The following is a 24536-nucleotide window of genomic DNA, read 5'->3' as shown; positions in this document are numbered from 1 at the left end:
CCTCTTGTGCCGTCGCCTTCGAAATTGCGGGCGGCGGTGAAATCGTGAAGCGCCAACTGTAGTGCGGGGCGGGGCCCGCCGAAAACGGGTACCGGCGGCCAGCCGGGACGCGCGTTATCGGGCCCCGGAAAAAGGCGGGCGATCGGGGCCGGTGCGACATTTCCCGGATGTGCCGCCATTCGGATGAACGAGGCGCCCGCCCGGACGTGGCCTGGCGCGCGTCCGGCCTTGTCCGGCAGGGCTTGCGGGCCGCTCGGCGGCACCGGCGCCGCCCCGCCATTCCGGCCGCATCACTCGTTTCTCGGACGAGTTGTTTCGGCAGCCCCGCGGATTACCGGGAATAGCTCGGGATTTGCTCTGCCGTGGCCTGGCGTGCGCCCGCCCTTGGCGTTCTCCGGCCTACGAAGATCTTCGGTCCGGAAATGGCGCGGCGGCGGGCGCCGGGCGCGTCAGCAGCGCGACCGGGTCGTCGCCCACCCGGGTCAGCACCAGCGTCACCTCGCCGCCGTCGCCGTACCCCGCGCCCCGGCGGCCGAAGCCGAGATCGCGGCGCAGCCGGTCCACGTCCACCGCCGAGCCGCGCTTCTTGACGGTGAGCGCCCCGGCGCCGCGCCGCCGCAGCTCGGCCCGCAGCCGCTTCACCGAGAACGGCAGCACGCCGTCGATCTCGTACGCGGCGGCGAACGGGGTCGGCTCCAGCGCGTCCGAGGTGATGTACGCGATCCGCGGGTCCGCCAGCCGGCCGCCGACCCGGTCCGCGACCTCGGCCACCAGGTGCGCGCGGATCACCGCGCCGTCCGGCTCGTACAGGTACCGGCCCCAGTCCCCGACGGGCGGCTCGCCGAGCTCGGGATCGGGGACCAGCGAGACGGGCTCGCCCGCGCCGCGGATCAGCGTGGCCCGCCGGGGGGCGGCGCCGGCCAGGCCGCCGAGCCACAGCGCGGCCTCCTTGACGTCCCCGTCCACCGAGATCCACTCGGCCTCGACCCGGTCGCCCGGCTCCGGGCGGCCCGCCGTCCAGATCGCCTCGTACGGGATCCCCGGCGCGACCTTCACGCAGGCGGCCGGGGCGCGCCGCGCCAGCTCCAGGACGGTGTCCAGCTGCGGCTCGTACGACCGCGGATCGAAGACGCGGCCGCGGGCGCCGCGCCGTCCCGGGTCCGCGAAGACGGCCGCGTACCCGGCGGGGTCCTCCAGCGTCGCGTCGCCCTGCCGTACGGCGACCAGCCCGGCCGCGCCGAACGCGGCGGCGTTGGCCCGCGCGACCTCGGCGGTCAGCGGGTCCAGCTCGACGGCCTCCCCGCCGATCCCGGCGCGCGCCCGGGCGAGGAGGTCGGCGCCGATCCCGCAGCCGAGTTCGAGGACGCGGTCACGGGGTAGCGACAGGTGGGCGGCGAAGCGGCGGGCGCGGTACGCGGCGACGCCCGCCCGCGTGGACTGCTCCAGCCCGGCCTGCGTGAAGTACATCCGGGCGGCGTCGGCGCCGAACTTGGCGCGCGCCCGCTCGCGCAGCCGCACCTGGGTGAGCGCCGCCGAGACGAGTTCGGCGGGGTGGCGCTCGCGCAGCCGGGACGCGGTGGCCAGCAGGCCGCCCTCGGACACGTCCGAGCCGGCGGCCTCGGCCAGCACGGCCTGGCCTTCGGGCGCGAGCAGACCGCGGAACGCCTGGATGTCCATAGGGTGGACGTTAGTGCCGTACAGGGGCCGGTTCCGTTCCGGACGGTACGCCCGCCCGGAGCGCCGTGTCCGTGTTGACGGGCCACCGGTCACGGAATAGTCTCCATGACTGGCACTCTCAGTGTGAGAGTGCCAACCACAGCGACAAGGTTCGGTCTGGCACCCGCGACGACAGGCCGGTCCGGGGTCGCCTCTTCTGCCACCAGTGCCGGCCGGTCTGTCATGGCCGGCCGAGGACCAATCGAAGGGGAGGTCAGATCGTGACGACCGCCACCAAGGTTGCTCTCAAGCCGCTCGAGGACCGCATCGTCGTCCAGCCGCTTGAGGCCGAGACCACCACCGCGTCGGGCCTGGTCATTCCCGACACCGCCAAGGAGAAGCCCCAGGAGGGCACCGTCCTGGCGGTGGGCCCGGGCCGCGTCGACGACAAGGGCGCGCGCGTGCCGCTCGACGTGAGCGTCGGCGACGTGGTGCTCTACAGCAAGTACGGCGGCACCGAGGTCAAGTACAACAACGAGGAGTACCTCGTCCTCTCGGCCCGCGACGTCCTCGCGGTCATCGAGAAGTAACTCACCGATCTCTCACGAGACGTGACGCTCCGCCCCGGTCCCGCCCGATTTCAGGGGCGGCCGGGGCGGTCTGCGTCACGGATCGCCGTACAGGACTGGAGTTTTCCGCATGGCGAAGATCCTGGAGTTCGACGAGAACGCTCGCCGGGCTCTCGAGCGCGGCGTGAACCACCTCGCCGACGCCGTGAAGGTGACGATCGGCCCGCGCGGCCGCAACGTCGTCATCGACAAGAAGTTCGGCGCGCCGACGATCACCAACGACGGCGTCACCATCGCCCGCGAGGTGGAGCTGGAGGACCCGTACGAGAACCTCGGGGCCCAGCTCGCCAAGGAAGTGGCGACCAAGACCAACGACATCGCGGGCGACGGCACCACCACCGCGACCGTCCTGGCGCAGGCGCTGGTCCGCGAGGGCATCCGCAACGTGGCCGCCGGCGCCTCGCCGATGGCCCTGAAGCGGGGCATCGACGCGGCCGCGCAGTACGTCTCCGACCAGCTGCTGAAGTCGGCCCGCGAGGTCGACGAGAAGGGCGAGATCGCGCACGTCGCGACCATCTCCGCCCAGGACGCCCAGATCGGCGACCTGATCGCCGAGGCGTTCGACAAGGTCGGCAAGGACGGCGTCATCACCGTCGAGGAGGCGCACACCTTCGGCCTGGAGCTGGAGTTCACCGAGGGCCTCCAGTTCGACAAGGGCTACCTGTCGCCGCACATGGTCACCGACCCCGAGCGCATGGAGGCCGTCCTGGAGGACGCCTACGTGCTGATCGTGGACGGCAAGATCTCCAACGTGCAGGAGTTCCTGCCGCTGGCCGAGAAGGTCGCCCAGACCAAGAAGCCGCTGCTCGTGGTGGCCGAGGACGTCGAGGGCGAGGCGCTGGCGCTGCTGGTCGCCAACAAGATCCGCGGCACCTTCACCTCGGTCGCGGTCAAGGCCCCCGGCTTCGGCGACCGCCGCAAGGCGATGCTGGGCGACATGGCCACCCTGACCGGCGGCCAGGTCGTCAGCGAGGCCATCGGCCTCAAGCTCGACAGCATCGGCCTGGACGACCTGGGCCGCGCCCGGCGGATCACCGTCACCAAGGACGCGACCACGATCGTCGACGGCGAGGGCGAGCAGTCCGAGATCGAGGCCCGGGTCAACCAGATCAAGGTCGAGATCGAGAACAGCGACTCCGACTGGGACCGCGAGAAGCTGCAGGAGCGGCTGGCCAAGCTGGCCGGCGGCGTCTGCGTGCTGCGCGTCGGCGCGGCCACCGAGGTCGAGCTGAAGGAGAAGAAGCACCGCCTGGAGGACGCCATCTCGGCGACCCGCGCGGCCATCGAGGAGGGCATCGTCTCCGGCGGCGGCAGCGCGCTGGTGCACGTGGGCAAGGAGGGCTTCGACGCCCTCGGCCTGTCCGGCGACGAGGCCACCGGCGCCGAGGCGGTCCGCCGCGCGCTGGTCGAGCCGCTGCGCTGGATCTCCGAGAACGCCGGCCAGGAGGGCTACGTCGTCGTCTCCAAGGTGCAGGAGCTGAAGGCGGGCCACGGCTACAACGCGGCCACCGGCGAGTACGGCGACCTGATCGCCCAGGGCGTCATCGACCCGGTCAAGGTCACCCGCTCCGCCGTCACCAACGCCGCGTCCATCGCGGGCATGCTGCTCTCCACCGAGGCTCTCGTCGTCGAGAAGCCGGAGGAGGACGAGGAGCCCGCCGGCGGCGGTCACGGCCACGGTCACGGCCACGGGCACTGATCGGTACTTAACGGTACTTCTCGGTACTTTTCGGTACTTCTTGGTACTGACGGGTACCTCGCGTCACCGGCCGGCCCCGGCCGGGACGCAAGAGGGAGATTCCTGCCTCGTGCGCAGGAATCTCCCTCTTTATCGTTTAATGACGCGGATTTCGGAAAGCGAGGTCACGCTCCAGATCTGCCCGGACACGCCCAGTGTCCCTGGAAGCCCTGTCCCCGCACTGTGACCATTCCGTTGTCGACGACAGTGGAGACAGGTCCCGGCCCGCTGGGCATCATGCTGAACGTGACCGAGGGATGCTTCGCCGGGACCACGACCGCGCGCACCGGAGAGCCCTCCGAGGGGGCGACCCCTCCTCGACCACCCCGCGATGCCGGCCGCGGGGGCCGGGCGCCGCGCATGGCGAGAGCCGACGAAGGGGACCTCAAGGAACTGACCTCCCTGGCCGTCCAGGGCGATCCCGGCGCCATCGAGGTGCTGATCGCGCACGTCCGCCCGATGGTCGTCCGCTACTGCCGGGCCCGGCTCGGCCGGGTGTCCGGGCAGTACCACATCGCCGACGACGTGGCCCAGGAGGTCTGCATCGCGGTGCTGTCGGCGCTGCCCCGCTACCGCGACATGGGACGCCCGTTCGCCTCGTTCGTCTTCGGCATCGCCGCCCACAAGATCGCGGACGCGCTGCGCAGCGCGGTCCGGGCGGCCGTGCCGACCGAGGACCTGCCCGACGGGCCCGACGACCGGCCCGGGCCGGAGGAGACCGTGGTGCGGCACATCGAGGCCCAGCGCGCCCGCGACCTGCTCACCCGCCTCCCCGAGAACCAGCAGGAGCTCGTCCTGCTCCGGGTCGTGGCGGGCCTGTCCGCCGAGGAGACCGGTAATGTGCTCGGCATGACCGCCGGAGCGGTACGGGTCGCGCAGCACCGCGCCCTGGCCCGGCTCCGCACGATGGCCCGAGAGGAGTCGATCGCTTGACGGAACGGAGCCAGGGCGCCCCGGATCCGGCCGAGCTCTCGACCCCCGGGCCGCCGACCCCGGGCACCGTGGTCGCCTTCCCCGCCATGGCGGGCGACCTGGGCGGGGTGCGCCGCACCGACGCCCTCATCGACGCCCTCGCCGCGCGCCGCGCGGTGGGCTCCGACGACCCCGCCGCGCGGATGCTGCGCGCGCTGATCAGGGACGTGGACGAGCTGGCCCCCGCCCGCCACGCCCCGGCCCCGGGCCCGGCCCAGGCGCCCGAGGACGCGCCGGAGCCCGCGCCCGCCGACCCCGGCGACGGCGACCGGTCGCCCGTGCCTCCCGCACCGCCCGCGGGCCCGCGCCGCCGCGGCTCCCGGACGATCGTCGCGCTCGGCGTGGCCGGCGCCGTGCTGGCCAGCGGCGGCGTCGCCGCGGCCGGCGGCGGCGAGAGCGGCCCGCCCGCGCCCCAGCGCGCCATGGGCCCGGCCGAGGAGAAGATCCCGAACGCTCCCGAGCCCGTCGAGGCCGCCACGACGCTGCTCCCGCGCGCCGCGTCGCCGCTGCGGACCGTACCGGCCGCCGACCCCGTCCCCGCCAGGCCGCGGGCGCGCGCCGAGGACGACGGGCCCGACCGGGAGGCCAGGCGCACCCCGGAGCACGTGAAGAAGCGGATCGCCCAGATCGCCGAGCACGGGACGCGCCCGCGCCGCCCCGGAACGGGATCGTGGCCGGGACCGGGCGTCGAGGGCTGGGGCACGCGGCCGCGCCTGGAGGGCAAGGCCCGCGTCCCGCGCGGCCTGGACGGTGTCCGCGAGCGGGTCCAGCGGCGCCTCAAGCCGCCGTACCGCGACCTCGGCGACCGCTTCTGACCGCATCAGGGCCGACTTGGGGCCACACCGGGCCCACTTCCGGGCCGCCGCCTCGCCCGGCCGTCACGGCCGTCAGGAGTCCTCGCGGCCCTCTTCGCTGTCGATCACGCCGTCCACGTAGCCCCGGGCGTACTCCCAGCTGACGTAGTCGACCGGGTCGGGCGCCAGCGCCGGCTCGTGCACCCTGGGCAGGCCCTGGTCGAGCAGGTGGCGCAGGTTGCCGTGCAGCAGGTCCCAGTCGATGTAGTGGACCTTGCCGCAGTCGCCGCAGTCCACGGTCAGCCCGCGCACGCCCAGCGGCTCCAGCAGCGCCCGGAACACCTCCAGGTCGGCGAGATCGGCGAGCACGTCCTCCCGCTCGGTCACGCTGAGGGGCGCGACGTCCTCGCCCGGGTCGCCGAGCGAGGCGGCCGGGTCCTCCGGGTCGCCGGCGAACGGGTCCAGCGGAGCATCGTCGTGCACACCCCCACGCTACTGCTCCGCCCCCGTCCCGGTGCACCCCCCGGGCCGCATCCGCCCCGGAACGGCCGGGTCCGGCGACCCCCGTGCCCGGGCGCGCCGGGCGTTCCGGACCCGCCCGGGAATGCCGTTCACAGCCGGAACGTTCCCACATGTCACGACGCCACGGGTGTCACCAACACCACTCGGCCCCGTACGCCCAAGTGACGGTCCCGCCGCCGGGCCAGGTCCTACCATGGAGCAAGGCCGCCGTGACCTGGCCGTACACCCAGACGCCCAAGGGGAAGGTAGTCATGAATCCCGCCGCCGAGCCCGCCGTCATCCCGACGGGCCTGACCTTCGACGACGTTCTCCTGCTCCCGGGCTACTCCGATCTGCAGCCGGGCGAGGCCGACACCACGACCCGCCTGACCCGCGCGATCGACCTGCGCATCCCGCTGGTGTCGGCGGCCATGGACACCGTCACCGAGTCCCGCACGGCGGTCGCGATGGCCCGCCAGGGCGGCATCGGCGTCCTCCACCGGAACATGCCGGTCGAGGAGCAGGCCGCCGAGGCCGACCGCGTCAAGCGCTCCGAGGCCGGCATGATCACCAATCCGGTGACCTGCCTTCCGGACGCGACGCTCGCCGACGTCGAGGAGCTGTGCGCCCGCTACCGCATCTCGGGCGTCCCGGTCACCGACGTGCGCGGCGTGCTGGTGGGCATCGTCACCAACCGCGACATGCGGTTCGAGACCGACCTGGCCCGCCCGGTGCGCGAGGTCATGACCCCGATGCCGCTGATCACCGCCCCGGTGGACGTGTCCCGCGAGGACGCGTTCGCGCTGCTGGCCGGCAACAAGATCGAGAAGCTGCCGCTGGTGGACGCCGAGGGCCGGCTGCGCGGGCTGATCACGGTCAAGGACTTCACCAAGAGCGAGCAGTACCCCGACTCCACCAAGGACGCCGACGGCCGGCTGCTGGTCGCCGCCGCGGTGGGCGTGGGCGAGGACGCGATCCGCCGCGCCCAGGCGCTGATCGACGCCGGCACCGACGTGATCATCGTCGACACCGCGCACGGCCACTCCAAGGGCGTCGCCGACACGATCGCCGCGATCAAGGCCAACTCCGCCGTCCAGGTCGTCGGCGGCAACGTCGCCACGTACGCGGGCGCGAAGGCGCTGGCCGAGGCCGGCGCGGACGCCGTCAAGGTCGGCGTGGGCCCCGGCTCCATCTGCACCACCCGCGTGGTCGCGGGCGTCGGCGTCCCGCAGATCACCGCGATCTCCGAGGCCGCCCGCGCCGCCCGCGAGGCCGGCATCCCGGTCATCGGCGACGGCGGCCTCCAGTACTCCGGCGACATCGCCAAGGCCCTCGTCGCCGGCGCCGACACCGTGATGCTGGGCAGCCTGCTGGCCGGGATCGAGGAGTCGCCCGGCGAGCTGATCTTCGTGCACGGCAAGCAGTACAAGTCGTACCGCGGCATGGGCTCGCTCGGCGCGATGCGCAACCGCGAGCGCGGCGGCTCGTTCTCCAAGGACCGCTACGCGCAGGCCGACGTGTCGTCGGAGGAGAAGCTGATCCCCGAGGGCGTCGAGGGCCAGGTCCCCTACCGCGGCCCGCTGGCCAACGTCGCCCACCAGCTCGTCGGCGGCCTGCACCAGTCGATGTGGTACGCGGGCACCCGCACGATCCCCGAGCTCCAGGAGCGCGGGCAGCTGATGCGGATCACGTCCGCGGGCCTCAAGGAGAGCCACCCGCACGACATCCAGATGACGGTCGAGGCCCCCAACTACCAGGGCCGCTAGTCCCCCTCCGGGCTGGGTAAACTCGCTGGGGCTCCGTTCTCCGCCGTGGGCGGGCAGGAAGTCCGCACGTTCACGATGGAAAGAGGGACTGGCAGTGGCTGCTGAGGTTGAGATCGGCCGGGGCAAGAGCGGGCGCCGGGCCTACGCCTTCGACGAGATCGGCATCGTCCCGTCGCGGCGGACGCGCGACCCCGAGGAGGTCAGCGTCGCCTGGCAGATCGACGCCTACCGGTTCGAGATGCCGCTGCTGGTCGCGCCGATGGACAGCGTGGTCAGCCCGGAGATCGCGATCCAGGTCGGCCGGCTGGGCGGGCTCGCGGTGCTGGACCTCGAAGGGCTCTGGACGAGGTACGAGCAGCCCGAGTCGCTGCTGGCCGAGATCGCCTCGCTGGACGACGCGGCGGCCACCCGTCGGCTCCAGGAGATCTACCAGGAGCCGATCAAGGAGGAGCTGATCGGCCGCCGGATCGCCGAGATCCGGGAGGCCGGGGTGACGGTCGCGGCGCGGCTGTCGCCGCAGCGCACGGCGCAGTTCCACAAGGCCGTGATCGACGCCGGGGTGGACCTGTTCGTGATCCGCGGCACCACCGTGTCGGCCGAGCACGTGTCCGGCCGGGCGGAGCCGCTGAACCTCAAGCAGTTCATCTACGACCTGGACGTCCCGGTGATCGTGGGCGGCTGCTCCACGTACACGGCGGCGCTGCACCTGATGCGCACCGGCGCGGCCGGGGTGCTGGTCGGCTTCGGCGGCGGGTCGGGGCACACGACCCGTACCGTGCTGGGCGTGGCGGTGCCGATGGCGACCGCGGTCGCGGACGTGGCGGCGGCCCGGCGCGACTACCTGGACGAGTCCGGCGGCCGGTACGTGCACGTGATCGCCGACGGCGGGATGACCAACAGCGGCGACATCGCCAAGGCGTTCGCCTGCGGCAGCGACGCGGTCATGGTCGGCTCGCCGTTCGCGCGGTCCACCGAGGCGCCGGGGCGCGGCTTCCACTGGGGCAGCGAGGCGCACCACGGGGACGTGCCCCGCGGCACCCGGATCGACCTGGGCACGATCGGCAGCATGGAGCAGATCCTGCACGGCCCTTCGCACGTGGCCGACGGCTCGATGAACCTCATCGGCGCGCTGCGCCGGGCGATGGCCACCTCGGGGTACACCGAGCTGAAGGAGTTCCAGCGCGTCCAGGTCGTGGTGGCCCCGCCCGCCTGACGCCCGCCGGGGTGTGGGGCGTCTCACCGCCCCGCGGGGGCGTTCTTGGCCGAATCGGTGAATCCCGGTGTGGACGCGTCCTTACTGTTGGGTAGGTAGCTCTTCGGACAGCCGACCGCACAGGGGGAGTCGCGATGACGGGATCACCGGTGACCGGACTGGGCAGCGCACGCCTGGGACCGGCCGAGCGGGCGGGCTCCCTCGACCGGATGGCGCGCGAGGAGTTCGACGTCGTCGTGGTCGGCGCGGGCATCGTCGGCGCCGGCGCGGCGCTGGACGCCGCCACCCGCGGGCTGTCGGTCGCCGTCGTGGAGGCCCGGGACTTCGCGTCCGGGACGTCCTCGCGCTCCTCCAAGCTGATCCACGGCGGGCTGCGCTATCTGGAGCAGTACAACTTCGACCTGGTGCGCGAGGCGTTGACCGAGCGGGCGCTGCTGCTGCAGATCGCGCCGCATCTCGTGCGCCCCGTGCCGTTCCTGCTCCCCACCACGCACCGGGTGTGGGAGCGCGGCTACCTGGGCGCGGGCGTGGCGCTGTACGACGCGCTCGCGTTCCAGATGGGCAGCTCGCGGGGCGTCCCGCACCACCGGCACCTGACCCGGCGCGGCGCGCTCCGGCTGGCCCCCTCGCTGCGCAAGGACGCGTTCGCCGGCGCCATCCAGTACTGGGACGCGCAGGTCGACGACGCCCGGTACGTGATGACGGTGCTGCGCACGGCCGCCGCGTACGGCGCGAAGATCGCCTCCAGGACGCAGTGCGTGGGCTTCCTGCGCGAGGGCGAGCGGGTGACCGGCGTCAAGATCCGCGACCTGGAGGCGGGCACCACCGCCGAGGTCCGCGCCAAGCAGGTGGTGAACGCCACGGGCGTGTGGACCGACGACATCCAGGAGCTGGTCGGCGGCCGCGGGCAGATCCACGTCCGCTCGTCCAAGGGCATCCACCTGGTGGTGCCCAAGGACCGCATCCACTCCTCGACCGGCATCATCCTCCGCACCGAGAAGTCGGTGCTGTTCGTGATCCCGTGGGGCCGGCACTGGATCATCGGGACCACCGACACGGCCTGGGACCTGGACAAGGCGCACCCCGCCGCGTCCCGCGCCGACATCGACTACGTGCTGGAGCACGTCAACGCGATCCTCAACACGCCGCTGACGCACGACGACGTGGAGGGCGTGTACGCGGGGCTGCGGCCGCTGCTGGTGGGGGAGACCGAGGAGACCTCGCAGCTGTCGCGCGAGCACGTGGTCGCGCATCCCGTCCCGGGGCTGGTGCTGGTCGCGGGCGGGAAGTACACCACGTACCGGGTGATGGCCAAGGACGCCATCGACGCGGTCGCGCACGGCCTGGACGGCAAGGTCGCCGAGTCGTGCACGGACGGCATCGCGCTGGTCGGCGGCGAGGGCTTCCAGGCGATGTGGAACGCCCGCTACCGGCTGGCCTCGGTGTCCAAGCTGCACGTGGCGCGGATCGAGCATCTGCTGCAGCGGTACGGGGTGCTGGTGGACGACCTGCTGGAGCTGATCCGCGAGCAGCCCGACCTGGGCAAGCCGCTGACCGGCGCGGACGACTACCTGCGCGCCGAGATCGTGTACGCGGCGTCGCACGAGGGCGCGCGGCACCTGAACGACGTGCTGGCCCGCCGGACCCGCATCTCGATCGAGACGTGGGACCGCGGCCTCGGCGTCGTGCAGGAGGCCGCCGACCTGGTCGCCCCCGTGCTGGGCTGGTCGAAGAAGCAGCGCGACCGGGAGATCGAGTACTACCGCAAGCGGATCGAGGCCGAGCGCGCCTCGCAGAGCCAGGAGGGCGACCAGGAGGCCGACGCCCGCCGCCGCGGGGCGCCCGACATCGTCCCGACCGCCACGCCGTGACGCGCTGATCGCGCACCGGCCCGGGGACCGCGGCGGTCCCCGGGCCGGTGGCGGCGCGCGGCGTGCTCGTTCTCGTGCTCGCTCAGTCGGGTCGTGCGTCAGGTCGCAGTAAGGACAGTGTCACCGTCAGGTCAGGGCCCGGCCGAGCACCATCCGCATGCCCTGGGAGTAGAGCTCGGCGGGCGCGCGGTCCGGGTCCAGCAGGTGCTGGAGGGCGAGGCCGAAGTCCAGCGCGACCGCGAGCGTCGCCCGCTCCTGGGCGCGCAGGCCGTCCACCTCGCGGAGGTTGCGGGCCAGGGTGGTGCGGCGCTCGGCGTACCACTCCGCGACCCGCCACCCGGCCGTGTAGTCGCGCATCCCGTACAGCCAGAACTCCATGAGCATCAGGGCCAGCAGGCGGGCGTTCTCGCCGCCGAGGCAGCGCGCGTACGCGCGTCCGGCGCGCTCGAACCGCTCCTCCGGCGGGACGGCCGGATCGCGCAGCTCGGCGTAGGTCTCGGGGCCGTTGAGCTGCGCCGTCCAGCGTTCCAGCAGCGCGAGGAGCAGGTCGGTCTTGCCGGAGAAGTTGGAGTAGACGGCGCCCTTGGTCAGCCCGGCCGCCGACGCGATGTCGTCGAGCGACGCCCCGTGGATGCCGCGTTCCGCCCAGAGCCGCTCGGCCGCGCCGAGCAGGGCCGTCCTGGTCTGCTCCCGCCGTTCCCGCCGTACCCCGTTGCTCCTGCCGTTCGCCCTCCGGTGGTGGTCCTCACCGCTGCCGCCCTCGTACGGGTCGGCGCCCTTGCTCTGGGCGTCGATCATGAAGTCACCTCTCTCGTGCGCGCCCTCCGCCGGCCGCCCGGGCACGCGGCAGCGAGGGCCCGGGGAAGGCGGCGGTGGCGGCGCTGGTCTCCGTCACAATCCGGAATACACCGGCAGGGCATGGTCAGTCCGGAACTTTGCCGAATCTCGGGTGACCCACATCACGGCAAGTGCCGTATTACTGGTGGGTAGTCATGAATGGCCGGGGGGTCATAGTCTGCCGGGTATGGCATCCCCCACGGTCCCCGCCCGAGGCGCGGCGGCGCACAGCCTTCCCCAGGCCCTGATCGAGCGGCTGACCTCCCACATCGTCGCGGGCGGCGGCCAGACCACCACGATCCCCACCCCGTTCACCGGCGAGGACCTCGCCACCGTCCCGCTGTCGAGCGCCGACGACGTGCGCCGCGCCCACGAGCGCGCGCGGGAGGCGCAGCGCGCTTGGGCGAGGCTGCCGGTCAGCGAGCGCGTCAAGCCGTTCCTGCGGCTCGCCGACGCCCTGGTCGAGCGGCGCGCCGAGATCCTCGACATCATCCAGATCGAGACCGGCAAGGCCCGCAGGCACGCGCTGGAGGAGTTCCTCGACGTCGCACTGTGCTCGCTGTACTACGCGCGCCGCGCGAGCGGGCTGCTGAAGCCGAAGCGGCGCCAGGGCATGATGCCCGGCCTCACCCGCGTCCAGGAGCTGCGCCACCCCAAGGGCGTCGTCGCCCTGATCGCGCCCTGGAACTACCCGTTCGCGCTCGGCGCCAGCGACATCGCCCCCGCGCTGATGGCCGGGAACGCGGTCATCCACAAGCCCGACACCCAGACGTGCCTGTCCAGCCTGTGGGTGCTCGACCTGCTGGTCTCGCTCGGCCTGCCGCGCGACCTGTGGCAGATCGTCGTCGGCGAGCCCGCCGAGATCGGCGACCCGCTGATCGAGGAGGCCGACTACGTCTCGTTCACCGGGTCCACCCGGGGCGGCAGGGCCATCGCCGCGAAGGTCGCGCCCCGCCTGGTGAGCTACTCGCTGGAGCTCGGCGGCAAGAACCCGATGATCGTTCTGGCGGACGCCGACGTGGAGCGCACCGCCCGCGGCGCGATCCGGGCCTGCTTCACCAACGCCGGCCAGCTGTGCATCTCGATCGAGCGGATGTACGTGCACGAGGCGATCTACGACCGGTTCGTCCCGCGCTTCGCCGAACTCGTCCGGAACATGAGGCTCGGCACGGAGCTGGACTTCGCCGTCGAGATGGGCTCGCTGACGTACCCGCGCCAGCTGGAGGCCGTCACCCGGCACGTCGACCAGGCCGTCAAGGAGGGCGCGACCGTCCTCGCCGGCGGCAAGGCGAGGCCCGACCTCGGCCCGCTGTTCTACGAGCCGACCGTCCTCACCGACGTCACCGGCGACATGGACCTGTGCGCGAACGAGACGTTCGGCCCCGTCGTGGCGATCTACAAGGTGGCCTCCGACGAGGAGGCCATCGAGCGCGCCAACGACACCGAGTACGGCCTCAACGCCTCGGTGTGGACGAAGAACGCCGCCCGCGGCCGCCGCGTCGCCGCTCGCATCCAGGCCGGTACCGTCAACGTCAACGACGGCTTCGGCGCCGCGTACGCCTCCTACGACGCCCCCATGGGCGGGATGAAGCAGTCGGGGGTCGGCCGCCGGCACGGAGCCGAGGGCCTGCTGAAGTTCACGGAGCCGCAGACCATCGCCAGCCAGCACATCGCGGACCTGGAGCCGCCCGGCTCGCTGTCCTACGAGAAGTTCGCCGACGTCATGGCGTCGAGCATCAAGGCCATGAAGCGGCTGCGCATCAAATGACCGATTTCGACGTCCTGGTCGTGGGATCGGGGTTCGGCGGCAGCGTCACCGCGCTGCGGCTGACCGAGAAGGGCTACCGGGTCGGGGTGATCGAGGCGGGCCGCCGCTACGACACGCCCGGACCCGGTACCGGGCCCGGCGCCCGCCACCCCGGCCTCCCGGCGACCAACTGGAAGATCTCCCGGTACGTGTGGGCGCCCGCCCTCGGCCTCACCGGCATCCAGCGCATCCACCTGATCCGCGGCGCCAAGTCCAGCCGCGTGATGGTGCTCGCCGGAGCCGGCGTCGGCGGCGGCTCCCTCAACTACGCCAACACGCTGTACGTGCCGCCCGAGCCGTTCTTCAAGGACCGGCAGTGGGCGCACATCACCGACTGGCGCGACGAGCTCGCCCCGTACTACGACCAGGCCCGCCGCATGCTGGGCGTCGTCCAGAACCCGACCACCACCGACGCCGACCGGGCGATCGAGCGGGTGGCCGAGCGGATGGGCAAGGGCGGCACCTACGTCCGCACCCCGGTCGGCGTGCACTTCGGCGCAGGGCCGGGCGTCGAGAGCGACGACCCGTACTTCGGCGGCGCCGGGCCGCGCCGCCGCGGCTGCACCGAGTGCGGCGAGTGCATGGTCGGCTGCCGGCACGGCGCCAAGAACATGCTCACCGAGAACTACCTCTACCTGGCCGAACGCGCCGGCGCCCGGATCATGCCGCTGAGCCGGGTCACGGACGTGGCGCCGCTGCCGGAGGGCGGCTACCGGGTCGAGATCGTCCGCACCGGGTCGTTCGGCCGGAACCGCAAGACGCTCACGGCCGAGCAGGTCGTCTTCGCCGCCGGGACGTACGGCACGCAGAAGCTCCTCCACAAGCTCCGCAAGACCGGGCGGCTGCCGAACCTGTCGCCGCGCCTGGGCGCGCTGACCCGTACCAACTCCGAGGCGATCCTCGGCGCCGGCCGCCGCAACGGCCGTCCCGGCCCGGACTTCTCGCGGGGCGTCGCGATCACCTCGTCGTTCCACCCGGCGCCCGACACGCACATCGAGCCCGTCCGGTACGGCAAGGGCTCCAACCTGATGGCGATGCTGCAGACCCTCCTCGTGGACGGCGACCGCCCAGGCGAGAAGCACCGGCCGCGCATCCTGAAGTTCGCCGGCCACATCGCGCGCCGCCCGCAGGACCTCCTGCAGCTCCTCGACATGCGCACCTGGTCGGAACGCACCGTCATCGCCCTCGTCATGCAGAACCGCGACAACTCCATCACCCTGGAGCCGAAGAAGGGTCCCTTCGGCTGGGACGTCCGCGCGACCCGCGGGCACGGCGAGCCGAACCCCACCTGGATCCCCGAGGGCCACGAGGCCGTACGGCTGCTGGCCGAGGAGACCGGCGGCATGCCGGGCGGCGCCTGGGGCGACCTGTTCGACATCCCGCTGACGGCCCACTTCCTCGGCGGCTGCGTCATCGGCGAATCCCCGGACGAGGGCGTGATCGACCCGTACCACCGCGTCCACGGCCATCCCGGCCTGCACATCGTGGACGGTTCGTCGATCTCCGCGAACCTGGGCGTGAACCCGTCGCTGACCATCACGGCCCAGGCCGAGCGGGCGATGTCGTTCTGGCCCAACAAGGGAGGCGAGGACACCCGCCCCGAACCGGGCGCCGCGTACCGGCGGATCCCGGCCGTGGCCCCGAAGCACCCGGCCGTCCCCGCCGACGCCCCGGGCGCCCTCCACCTCCCCATCGCCGGCATCGCCTAACCCCGGCGGCCGGCCCGGCGGCCGGTCAGATCTTCAGATCTGGAGAAGCGGAAGCATGGGATCGACCTTGCCGATGTCGCCCCGGTCCGAGGTGATGATCACGTGGCCCCGCTCTCGGGCGAGGAGCGCCACGTGCACGTCCACGATGTCGCAGTGGCCGCTCTCCCCGATCGTGCGGCCGATCTGCCGGGCCCGATCGGCGGTGAGCTCGTCGATCGCCACTCGCGGATGCGGCGTGCCGGCGGCGTAGAGGAGCCTGCTCAGGTGGGCCTGCTTGGGGCCGCCGCGCCAGACCTGGGCGATGACGGAACGGGGGATCGAGATCTCCGCCTTCCCCTGCCGCGCCTGATCGAGCAGCCGGAGCATCCGGGGACTCCGCCGTTCGAGGGCGATGAGCGCCCCGGCGTCGAGCGTGTAGCCGTCGAGCCCGCCGGAGCGGGACGACGGCTTCACGCGGCCTCGCCGGGTCGACGGGAGCTCTCCCGCTCGCGGGATTCGCGCCGGCGCCGTGCTTCCTCCGCGGCACGCCCGGCCTCTTCCATCCAGGCGTCGACGTCGGCCCGTTCCTCGGGGCCGAGCTCGCCGATCTCCTCCTCCATGCCGCTGACGAGCTGTTCGAGGGCGTCCTGCCCGCGCAGGGCCTCAAGAGCGTCGGCGATGAGGCCGGACACGGAATCGGCCCGGCCGTCCTCGATCTCCCCGACGATCCAGGCGTGGAGGTCGTCGGGGAGGGAGATGCCGATCTTCTTGGTCATGCTCACAGTGTACTCCCGGGGGTCATACCGTGGTCATACCAAGCCTCGTCAGATCCTCGTCAGACCGTGCCGTTGGTGGCTCGGTAGGCGGTCCAGATCTGGTGCATTCGGGTGGCCTGGCCCCGGGTGAACTGGTTCATGCACCTGTCGTGGGAGTAGTTCATGTAGTTGTGGATCGGGTCCTTGCCGGGGGAGGGGCAGGTGTCCTTGCCCTCGGGGCAGCCGTTGGCCGGGTCGCGCTCGGCCGGGGTGTCGGCGACGCGGTCGCCCTCGCCGCCGCAGCCGTCCTGGAACGTGTGGTAGAGCCCGAGCCAGTGGCCGACCTCGTGGGTGGCGGTGTGGCCCCGGTCGAAGTTCTGGATGGTGCCGCCGGGAAGGCTGCCGGGGTGGACGATGACGCCGTCCATCTTCGGCTCGGCGCGGTACTTCCAGGGGAACGTGGACCAGCCCAGCAGGTCCTCGCCCATGTCGGCGCTGTAGAGGTTGAGGGTGCGGGCGCCGCCCTTGCGGAGGCGGGGCTTGAACGTGGACTCGTAGCGTTCGGGGTCGCGGTACCAGGCGGCGTTGTTCGTACGGGTGACGCCCCTGAGCGTGAACGTGAAGCCGGTCCGGGCGGCGCGGCCGCTCCCTCCCGCGTGCGCACGGTTCAGGACCTCGATCTGGCGCCTGACGGCGGCGCCGGACACGTTGCCGGACGCGCCGTCGTGGAGGACGTGGAAGTAGACCGGGACGTTCACCCGGCCGGCGCTGCGGTACGGCCGGCGCGGCGACGGGTCGCGGGGCGCGGGGGCCTCGGGTGCTGAGAGGCCCAGCCGGTCCAGGAGGGCGCGGAGTTCGCGCTCGACGCCGAGGGCCTCGGCGGGGGTGAGCTCGTTGCGTTCGCGCACGTGGGACCCTGGGCGGACGCGGGCCGCGGCCGGCGGGCAGTCCGGGCCCGCGACCCGCGCGGCGGCGGGTGCCGGGGCGGGCTCGGGAGCGGCGGCGGTGGCCGGTACGGCGGGCGCTAGGGCGGCGATCAGCGTGGCGGCGACGAGCGGCTTCACGGCACTCCCGGAAAGGTGGCGGGCAGATGGCGGACACAGAACGTGACTGATTGGTATCAGAACGACACGGCCTCGTGTTCCCCGACAGGCGAAAAGCAGGCGGACCGTTACCGGTCGGTTGCAAAATGTGACCGCCGCGCGGGCGTGTCTTGCATCACCGCAGGCAGAGGGGGTTCCTCTAGCAGGGTCGGGACGCCCATAGACTGGAGGTTCTCCACCGATTCAGGTCCCGCGAAAGGCGTTCTTGGTGGCCGTAGACCAGTCCTTTGACACCGTTCTCGTCGTCGACTTCGGCGCGCAGTACGCGCAGCTGATCGCGCGGCGGGTACGCGAGTGCCATGTGTTCAGCGAGATCGTGCCGTCCACCATGCCGGCGGCGGAGATGCTCGCGAAGAAGCCCAAGGCCATCATCCTGTCCGGCGGGCCCGCCTCGGTGTACGAGGAGGGCGCGCCGATCGTCCCGGACGGCCTGTTCGACCTGGGCGTTCCCACGTTCGGCATCTGCTACGGGCACCAGGCGATGGCGCAGGCCCTCGGCGGCACGGTGGAGAACTCCGACGTGGCCGAGTACGGCGGCGCCACGGTGGCCGTGACGGCGCCGGGGATGCTGTTCGCCGGGCTGCCGGGCGAGCAGGCGGTGTGGATGTCGCACCGCGACTTCGTCAGCCGCGCCCCGGCCGGGTTCACCGTGACGGCCAGCACCGAGGTGACCCCGGTGGCCGGCATGGAGGACCGCGAGCGCGGCTTCTACGGCGTCCAGTTCCACCCCGAGGTGCTGCACACCGAGCACGGGATGGAGATCCTGCGCCGGTTCCTGTACGAGGGCGCCGGCTGCCGCCCGAACTGGACGATGGTCAACATCGCCGAGGAGTCGATCGAGGCCGTCCGGGCGCGGGTGGGGCACAAGCGGGCGATCTGCGCGCTGTCCGGCGGCGTGGACTCGGCGGTCGCGGGCGCGCTCGTCCAGCGCGCCATCGGCGACCAGCTGACCTGCGTTTTCGTCGACCACGGGCTGCTGCGCAAGGGCGAGGCCGAGCAGGTCGAGAAGGACTTCGTCGCCGCGACCGGCGTCAACCTGCACGTGGTGGACGCGCAGGAGCGGTTCCTGGCGGCGCTGGACGGGGTCACCGACCCCGAGGAGAAGCGCAAGATCATCGGACGGGAGTTCATCCGGGTCTTCGAGGAGGCCGCCCGCGCCGTCGTGGGCGAGGCCGCCGACGAGCCGGTGGAGTTCCTCGTCCAGGGCACCCTCTACCCGGACGTGGTGGAGTCCGGCGGCGGCACCGGCGCGGCCAACATCAAGTCGCACCACAACGTCGGCGGCCTGCCGGACGACCTCCAGTTCCAGCTGGTGGAGCCGCTGCGGTCGCTGTTCAAGGACGAGGTGCGGGCGCTGGGCGAGCAGCTCGGGCTGCCCGCCGAGATCGTGTGGCGGCAGCCGTTCCCGGGGCCGGGCCTCGGTATCCGGATCATCGGCGCGGTCACCCGCGAGCGGCTGGACATCCTCCGCGACGCCGACGCGATCGCCCGCGAGGAGCTGACCCGGGCGGGGCTGGACCGGGAGATCTGGCAGTTCCCGGTGGTGCTGCTGGCCGACGTCCGCTCGGTCGGCGTGCAGGGCGACGGCCGCACGTACGGCCACCCGGTCGTGCTGCGCCCGGTGACCAGCGAGGACGCGATGACGGCCGACTGGGCGCGGCTGCCGTACGAGGTGCTGCAGCGGATCTCCACCCGGATCACCAACGAGGTGCGCGAGGTCAACCGGGTCGTGGTGGACGTCACCAGCAAGCCGCCCGGCACCATCGAGTGGGAGTGAGTCCCCGGTAGGGACGCGCGAAGGCCCGGGTGGAGTCCTCCACCCGGGCCTTTCCCTCGGCTCAGACGCCGGCGGGGGCCAGCGCGGCCTCGGCCTCCAGCGTGGCGGCGGTGGCGTTCACCACCGCGGCGATCCGGAGCGCCTCCTGGACCAGCTCGCGCGACATGCCGCCGTCGCGCAGCACCTTCTCGTGCGACTCCAGGCAGCGGCCGCAGCCGTTGATCGCCGAGACGGCCAGGCACCACAGCTCGAAGTCGATCTTCTCGACGCCCGGCTTGCCGATGACGCTCATCCGCAGCTTGGCCGGGAGGGTGGCGTAGGTGTCGTCGCCGATCAGGTGGGTGGCCCGGTAGTAGACGTTGTTCATGGCCATGATGGACGCCGCGGCCTTGGCGGCCTCGAACGCCTCGGCGGACAGGTAGTCGCCCGCCTCCTCGGCCAGCTCCGCGATGACCCGGGCGCTGCCCGTGGCCATGGCGCAGCTCAGGACGGTGCCCCACAGCTGCTGGTCGGACAGCTGGGAGGTGCTCGTCACCGAGCCGAGGTTCAGCTTGGTGTCCTTGGCGTAGCCCGGGAGGGCGTCCTTCAGCGCGTCGACGCTCACGTTCTCATCCCTTCATGCGGAACGGCCGGCCGCGCGTGCGACCGGCCGCCGTCGTGCTTCTTCCCCAGGAGGCCCGGGAGCCCGTTCAGGCGCCGGCGCCGGCCAGCAGCTTGGTGGCGTCCAGGGTGTCCTCGCCCTTGTTCCAGTTGCAGGGGCAGAGCTCGTCGCTCTGGAGGGCGTCCAGGACCCGCAGGACCTCCTTGACGTTCCGGCCGACGGAGCCGGCGGTCACCATGGAGAACTGGATCTCGTTGTTCGGGTCGACGATGAAGGTGGCGCGCTGGGCGACGCCGTCCGCGGTGAGGATGCCGAGGGCCTCGCTGAGCTCCCGGTTCAGGTCCGACAGCATCGGGAACGGGATCTCGCGCAGGTCCGGGTGGTCCTTGCGCCACGCGAAGTGGACGAACTCGTTGTCGACGGAGGCGCCGAGCACCTGCGCGTCGCGGTCGGCGAACTCCTCGTTCAGTCGGCCGAACTCCGCGATCTCGGTCGGGCAGACGAAGGTGAAGTCCTTCGGCCAGAAGAACACGACACGCCACTTGCCCTCGTAGGACTTGTGGTTGATCGTCTCGAACGCGTTGTCCGCGTCCAGGGAGACGCAGGCGGTCAGCTCGTACTCGGGGAACTGGTCACCGACGGTAAGCACGCATGCTCCTAAGAGTGTCGTGAGTGATGGGTCTTGTGGCGGGGGCGCGGGCGGGACGAGGGTGGTGTCCGGGGCCGCGCAGAGATCACGTTGGCACGGGGTAGCGTGAAATGAGAAATCGATCTATCTCCTGAGAGTGATAGGGGTTTGCTATCAGTAGACCGACGGTCGCCCAGCTCAGAGCGTTTCTCGCCCTCGCGGAGCACCTTCATTTCAGGGATGCCGCCGCCGCGTTGCGGATGAGTCAACCCGCCCTGTCAGGGGCCGTGGCGGCTCTTGAGGAGACTTTGAACACGCGGCTGGTGGAGCGTACGACACGCCGGGTCCTGCTGACTCCGGCGGGTGAGCGCGTGGCCCGCCGCGCCGAGCGTGTACTGGGCGAACTCGACCGGCTGGTCGAGGAGGTGCGGGCCGCCGGCGGCCCGCTGGTCGGCCCGCTGCGGCTCGGCGTGATCCCCACCGTGGCGCCCTACCTGCTGCCCGTCGTGCTGCCCCGGCTGGCCGCGGAGTTCCCCGATCTGGAGCTCACCGTGCACGAGGAGCAGACCGACGCGATCATCGCCGAACTGGTCGCCGGCCGCCTCGACGTGGTGGTGTTCGCGCCCCCCTCACCGGTCCCCGGGGTGACCGAACTCACCCTGTACGACGAGGACTTCGTGCTGGTCGCGCCGCGCTCGTACGAGCTGCCCGGCGTCCTTCCCCGGACCGCGCTGAACGACCTCGACGTGATCCTCCTCAACGAGGGCCACTGCCTACGCGACCAGGCGCTCGACGTCTGCCGCCAGGTCGGCGCCCGCGCGGCCGCCGCGACGTACGCCACCAGCCTCGCCACGCTCGTCCAGCTGGTCTCCGGCGGGCTCGGCGTGACGCTCGTGCCAGAGACGGCGCTGCCGGTGGAGACCCGCCGCGCGCCCGGACTGGAGGCGCACCGGTTCGCGGCGCCGGCGCCGTACCGCCGCATCGGGCTCGGCTACCGCGCCAGCTCGCCGCGCGCCGCCGAGTTCGAGGCGCTGGCGGCCGTGGTAAGGAGCGCCGTGGACGGCGACTCGGCGACGGAAGTGCGGGTACGCGGTCGCGGCGAGTGACGATCTTGTAGCCGGGGACCGCATCACGCGAAGGTCAAGTCTGTGTCTCGCAATGGTCCGTAAGGCGCGATGCGGACCCGTACGAGTAAGATTTCTCACCATGCTGGCGCGCATGGGCAGGTTCTCTCTGGATGAAGTCCGAGCCGTCTGCAAGGAGCGCGACGCGTGGTGGACCGTGCTGCTCGTGGATCCCTTCGCGATCCGCCTGACGCGGTGGCTGGCCGCCACCCGGATCACCCCCGACCAGATCACGATGGTCGCGTTCGCGCTCGGTATCGGCGCGGCCGTCTGCTTCGCCCAGGCCTCGACCTGGTGGCTGGTCGCCGGGGCGCTGCTGTACCACGTGGGGTTCGTCCTCGACTGCTGCGACGGTAAGATCGCGCGGCTCAAGGGGCTGGGCTCGCCGTTCGGCGGCTGGCTGGACTTCATGCTGGACCGGGTCCGGGACGCGGTGTGCGCGATCGCGCTGGCCGTCGGCATGTACTCGGCCACCGGGCAGGAGGCCTACCTGTGGGTGGGCTTCGCGATCCTCGGCCTCGACATGTTCCGCTACCTCAACAGCTCCCAGGTCGCCAAGGCGCGCCGGTCGATGCGCGCCGAGCGCCAGAAGGCCGCCCGGCAGGCCGCCGCGGCGCTCGCCGAGGAGTCGCCCGACATCGTGCTGCGCGCCGCGGACGCCGGCCCGGCCATCGAGGCCGAAGCGGAGGCCGACGCCGAGGCGGAGGCGGACGCGGAGGCCGAGAACGACGCGGACGCCGGGCCGGAGCCCGCTCCCCGGCCGCGGGGCCGGTACGCGCGGATCCGCGCGTTCCTGCTGCGCCGCCGGATCCGGATGCACCTGATCAGCGGCATCGAGTTCCAGATGGCCGCGTTCATCATCGGCCCGCTCACCGGCCAGGTCATCCCGGCCGTCGCCATCGCGGGCGGGATGCTGCTCCTGTTCGAGCTCGCGCTGATCTTCCGGTTCTGGCAGGGCGCGCGGCGCTTCGCGGCCGGCCGCCGGGTCAACTTCGGCTTCGACCTGCCGCCGCAGTCGTCCGGCCACCCCGCCGAGGCGGTCGCGGCGCGCGCCGCCACCTGACGGTACGGCGGACCGCCTGACGGACGCGGCGCACACCTCCGGGTGCGCGCCGCGTCCGGCTTCTCAGGGACGGGTGACGCGGGCGAAGAGCGTGACGCCCGGCCACGACCTCACCGGCAGGTGCCGCTCCAGCGCCGTCACCAGGTGCAGCGCCTCGTTCAGGTACGGGTGCAGGTGCGCCATGTCCTCGCAGTGCGCGGTGCGGTGCCGGCGCAGCCGCACCAGCGGCCGCAGCAGCACGTTCCAGCTCCACATCCGGTCGACGACCAGCCCCGCCTCCTCCAGCAGGTCGGTCAGCGCCCGGCGGGAGTAGCGGCGGACGCGGCCGAGCGCCACGTCGTGCGCCGACCACAGCGCCATGTCGCACGGCACGGCGACCAGCGCGGCGCCGCCGGGCCGCAGCACCCGGACGATCTCCCCGACGGCGGCGCGGTCGTCGTCGATGTGCTCCAGGACGTTCAGCGCCAGCGCCAGGTCCTGCTCTCCGGACGGCAGCGGCAGGTAGCACGCGTCGGCGTGGAACGCCTCGATGCCCTGCGCCAGGCAGAGGTCGACGGCGGTTGCGGAGGAGTCGACGGCGATGGCCCGCCACCCGTGGTCCTTCAGCACGCGGGTGTTGCCGCCGCCCGCCGCGCCGATGTCGACGGCCAGGCCGCGGCCGCCGGTCCGGCGCAGCTCGCGGGCCACGATGCGGCGGCGCTCGCGGTACCACCAGTTGTCGTCCTCGACCTCGACGATCCGCTGAATCTCGATCGTGTCCACGGGGAACAGCCGATTGCATCGCGGGCGCGCGGGGCCAGTCGCTGCGCCGGTCGCGATCGGATCGTTGACCGGTCCTTTTCCTGCGTTTCGCATCGGCGGCGGCCGGTCCGCATGATCCGGCCGCCGCCCGTGCTCCGCCCGCGTTCCGCCTGGTCAGCCCTTGCGGCGCCGCCGGACGAGGAAGCGGATCGCCAGCACCAGGAGCAGCAGCGCGCCGGCCGCCGGGACGGCGCGCTTGGCCACCGACGGGCCCGCGACCTCCAGCAGGTCGATCGCGTCGTCGTCGCCCGCGTCCCGGCGCGGCCGGATCGGCGAGACCACGGCGTCCGGCGCGGCCGTCGACTCGATCGGGCTGGCGGGCCGCTGCTGCGGCACCTTCGGCGCGATCGACGGCGGCTCGGCGGGCGCGGCGGCGGCCGCCGCGATCTCGCCCGGCGCCGCGTCGCCCGCGTCCGCCTTCACGACGTCGTCGGTGCCCGCCGTGTCAGTGCCCGCCGTGTCAGTGCCCGCCGTGTCAGTGCCCGCCGTGTCAGTGCCCGCCGTGTCGGTGGCCGCGGTGTCGGTGGGCTTGGGGTCGCGAGCCGTCGTGTCGGCGGGCGTGGTGTCGGACGGGGCCGTGCCGGCGGCCGCCGCGTCCGCGGGCGCGGTGTCCGCGGCGGCGGACGCGGGGTTCTCCAGCTCCTCCGCGAGCGCCTTGGCGAACCGCGAGATGAGCTTCCCGCCGACCTCCGACAGGATGTTGCGGCCGAACTGCGCCGGGCGCCCGGTCACGTTCAGCTTCGTGTGCACCGTCACCCGCGTCGAGCCGCCCTCGTCGTGCAGCCGCGACACCACGGTCGCCGCCGCCGTGCCCGACCCGCGGGCCTCCTTCGCCGAGGCCTCCAGCGTGACCGTGCCGGCCTTCTCGTCCGCCGCGGTGATGCGCGCGGTCCCCCGATAGGTGATGGTCATCGCGCCGACCTTCACCTTGAGCCGACCCGCGTACTCCTCGCCGTCCACCGAGTCCAGCGTGGCGCCCGGCATGCAGGCCGCCACCCGCTCCACGTCGAGCAGCACCGACCAGGCCTGATCCACCGGTACGGGGACGGTGAATTCGTGGTCGAGCTCCATGTTTTTCGGTCCTTCTCATCCGGGGGCTTGTCCGTGACCCTACGACCGTCGTCCGTGCCACCGCCAGATGGCCCCCTCGCCGGGGACGGCCGCGCGGCCGGGCTCCGTACATCCGCGATGTACATCCGCGATGTACGGAGC

At 72.6% G+C, this 24536-nt stretch carries 22 protein-coding genes; 12 read left to right on the top strand and 10 right to left on the bottom strand.

The window, feature by feature from the left end; translation table 11 throughout:
• Positions 1-399: 399 nt before the first annotated feature.
• The gene (locus AB0881_RS15350) at positions 400-1677 is read right to left on the bottom strand and encodes an SAM-dependent methyltransferase (RefSeq protein ID WP_366617473.1); all 1278 of its coding nucleotides are present in this window, start codon (positions 1675-1677) and stop codon (positions 400-402) included.
• 257 nt (positions 1678-1934) lie between these two features.
• On the opposite strand from AB0881_RS15350, the gene groES reads away from it, so the two are divergent.
• The 4 genes from groES to AB0881_RS15330 all read left to right on the top strand — a co-directional run bounded on the left by groES (position 1935) and on the right by AB0881_RS15330 (position 5810).
• Positions 1935-2246: a co-chaperone GroES gene (groES, locus tag AB0881_RS15345; protein ID WP_366617655.1), complete on the top strand. Its 312-nt coding sequence runs from the start codon at positions 1935-1937 to the stop codon at positions 2244-2246.
• A gap of 109 nt (positions 2247-2355) precedes the next feature.
• Positions 2356-3984, top strand: coding sequence for a chaperonin GroEL (gene groL / locus AB0881_RS15340; RefSeq protein ID WP_366617471.1), 1629 nt, complete (start codon positions 2356-2358; stop codon positions 3982-3984).
• A 399-nt stretch (positions 3985-4383) separates the two neighbouring features.
• On the top strand, positions 4384-4956 hold the full coding sequence (locus AB0881_RS15335; protein WP_366617470.1) for a sigma-70 family RNA polymerase sigma factor: 573 nt from the start codon (positions 4384-4386) through the stop codon (positions 4954-4956).
• Positions 4953-5810 carry an anti-sigma-D factor RsdA gene (locus AB0881_RS15330; protein ID WP_366617469.1) on the top strand — a complete coding sequence of 286 codons (858 nt, stop codon included), beginning with the start codon at positions 4953-4955 and terminating at the stop codon, positions 5808-5810. Before AB0881_RS15335 ends, AB0881_RS15330 begins: the two co-directional genes overlap by 4 nt.
• Positions 5811-5882: 72 nt before the next feature.
• Here AB0881_RS15330 and AB0881_RS15325 read toward each other — a convergent pair whose 3' ends face one another.
• Positions 5883-6272, bottom strand: coding sequence for a DUF5319 domain-containing protein (locus AB0881_RS15325; RefSeq protein WP_366617467.1), 390 nt, complete (start codon positions 6270-6272; stop codon positions 5883-5885).
• A gap of 290 nt (positions 6273-6562) precedes the next feature.
• Between AB0881_RS15325 and guaB the strand changes: the two genes are divergently transcribed.
• The 3 genes from guaB (at position 6563) to glpD (ending at position 11140) form a co-directional block, all read left to right on the top strand.
• The gene (gene guaB, locus AB0881_RS15320) at positions 6563-8056 is read left to right on the top strand and encodes an IMP dehydrogenase (protein ID WP_366617466.1); all 1494 of its coding nucleotides are present in this window, start codon (positions 6563-6565) and stop codon (positions 8054-8056) included.
• Between the two features lie 94 nt (positions 8057-8150).
• Positions 8151-9269, top strand: coding sequence for a GuaB3 family IMP dehydrogenase-related protein (locus AB0881_RS15315; protein WP_366617464.1), 1119 nt, complete (start codon positions 8151-8153; stop codon positions 9267-9269).
• A 134-nt stretch (positions 9270-9403) separates the two neighbouring features.
• Positions 9404-11140 carry a glycerol-3-phosphate dehydrogenase gene (glpD, locus tag AB0881_RS15310; protein ID WP_366617463.1) on the top strand — a complete coding sequence of 579 codons (1737 nt, stop codon included), beginning with the start codon at positions 9404-9406 and terminating at the stop codon, positions 11138-11140.
• A 126-nt stretch (positions 11141-11266) separates the two neighbouring features.
• On the opposite strand, the gene AB0881_RS15305 is transcribed toward glpD, so the two are convergent.
• Positions 11267-11938, bottom strand: a complete 672-nt coding sequence (locus tag AB0881_RS15305) for a helix-turn-helix domain-containing protein (protein WP_366617461.1) — start codon at positions 11936-11938, stop codon at positions 11267-11269.
• A gap of 226 nt (positions 11939-12164) precedes the next feature.
• Between AB0881_RS15305 and AB0881_RS15300 the strand changes: the two genes are divergently transcribed.
• Positions 12165-13745, top strand: a complete 1581-nt coding sequence (locus tag AB0881_RS15300; RefSeq protein ID WP_366617459.1) for a succinic semialdehyde dehydrogenase — start codon at positions 12165-12167, stop codon at positions 13743-13745.
• A complete protein-coding gene (locus tag AB0881_RS15295; protein WP_366617457.1) occupies positions 13742-15493 on the top strand; it encodes a GMC family oxidoreductase in 1752 nt (583 codons plus the stop codon). The genes AB0881_RS15300 and AB0881_RS15295 overlap by 4 nt, the downstream gene beginning before the upstream one ends.
• Positions 15494-15526: 33 nt before the next feature.
• On the opposite strand, the gene AB0881_RS15290 is transcribed toward AB0881_RS15295, so the two are convergent.
• From AB0881_RS15290 to AB0881_RS15280, 3 genes are read right to left on the bottom strand one after another with little or no spacing between them, the layout of a single operon-like run.
• Positions 15527-15946 (bottom strand): PIN domain-containing protein, encoded by a 420-nt coding sequence (locus AB0881_RS15290; RefSeq protein ID WP_366617456.1) that lies wholly within the window; start codon positions 15944-15946, stop codon positions 15527-15529.
• The gene (locus tag AB0881_RS15285) at positions 15943-16248 is read right to left on the bottom strand and encodes a hypothetical protein (protein ID WP_366617454.1); all 306 of its coding nucleotides are present in this window, start codon (positions 16246-16248) and stop codon (positions 15943-15945) included. The genes AB0881_RS15290 and AB0881_RS15285 overlap by 4 nt, the downstream gene beginning before the upstream one ends.
• Positions 16249-16307: 59 nt before the next feature.
• Positions 16308-17291 (bottom strand): zinc metalloprotease, encoded by a 984-nt coding sequence (locus AB0881_RS15280; RefSeq protein WP_366617452.1) that lies wholly within the window; start codon positions 17289-17291, stop codon positions 16308-16310.
• A gap of 247 nt (positions 17292-17538) precedes the next feature.
• Between AB0881_RS15280 and guaA the strand changes: the two genes are divergently transcribed.
• Positions 17539-19107: a glutamine-hydrolyzing GMP synthase gene (guaA, locus tag AB0881_RS15275; RefSeq protein ID WP_366617450.1), complete on the top strand. Its 1569-nt coding sequence runs from the start codon at positions 17539-17541 to the stop codon at positions 19105-19107.
• A 61-nt stretch (positions 19108-19168) separates the two neighbouring features.
• Here guaA and AB0881_RS15270 read toward each other — a convergent pair whose 3' ends face one another.
• Positions 19169-19711 (bottom strand): carboxymuconolactone decarboxylase family protein, encoded by a 543-nt coding sequence (locus tag AB0881_RS15270; RefSeq protein WP_366617449.1) that lies wholly within the window; start codon positions 19709-19711, stop codon positions 19169-19171.
• A gap of 85 nt (positions 19712-19796) precedes the next feature.
• Positions 19797-20357: a peroxiredoxin gene (locus tag AB0881_RS15265; RefSeq protein ID WP_366617447.1), complete on the bottom strand. Its 561-nt coding sequence runs from the start codon at positions 20355-20357 to the stop codon at positions 19797-19799.
• A 152-nt stretch (positions 20358-20509) separates the two neighbouring features.
• Between AB0881_RS15265 and AB0881_RS15260 the strand changes: the two genes are divergently transcribed.
• Together AB0881_RS15260 and AB0881_RS15255 are read left to right on the top strand one after the other, a co-directional pair.
• Positions 20510-21442, top strand: a complete 933-nt coding sequence (locus AB0881_RS15260) for a LysR substrate-binding domain-containing protein (protein ID WP_366617654.1) — start codon at positions 20510-20512, stop codon at positions 21440-21442.
• Positions 21443-21554: 112 nt separating this feature from the next.
• On the top strand, positions 21555-22523 hold the full coding sequence (locus AB0881_RS15255; RefSeq protein ID WP_366617445.1) for a CDP-alcohol phosphatidyltransferase family protein: 969 nt from the start codon (positions 21555-21557) through the stop codon (positions 22521-22523).
• 63 nt (positions 22524-22586) lie between these two features.
• On the opposite strand, the gene AB0881_RS15250 is transcribed toward AB0881_RS15255, so the two are convergent.
• Both AB0881_RS15250 and AB0881_RS15245 read right to left on the bottom strand, forming a co-directional pair.
• Entirely contained in the window at positions 22587-23285 is a 699-nt protein-coding gene (locus tag AB0881_RS15250) for a class I SAM-dependent methyltransferase (protein ID WP_366617444.1), read from the bottom strand.
• Positions 23286-23438: 153 nt separating this feature from the next.
• The gene (locus AB0881_RS15245) at positions 23439-24395 is read right to left on the bottom strand and encodes an SRPBCC family protein (protein ID WP_366617442.1); all 957 of its coding nucleotides are present in this window, start codon (positions 24393-24395) and stop codon (positions 23439-23441) included.
• Between the last annotated feature and the right edge of the window lie 141 nt (positions 24396-24536).

The sequence above is a fragment of the Spirillospora sp. NPDC029432 genome, assembly GCF_040703975.1.
Classification (GTDB): domain Bacteria; phylum Actinomycetota; class Actinomycetes; order Streptosporangiales; family Streptosporangiaceae; genus Spirillospora.
The sequence above is the reverse complement of the archived record's forward strand: the minus strand, read 5'-3'. Positions and strand labels throughout refer to the sequence as shown.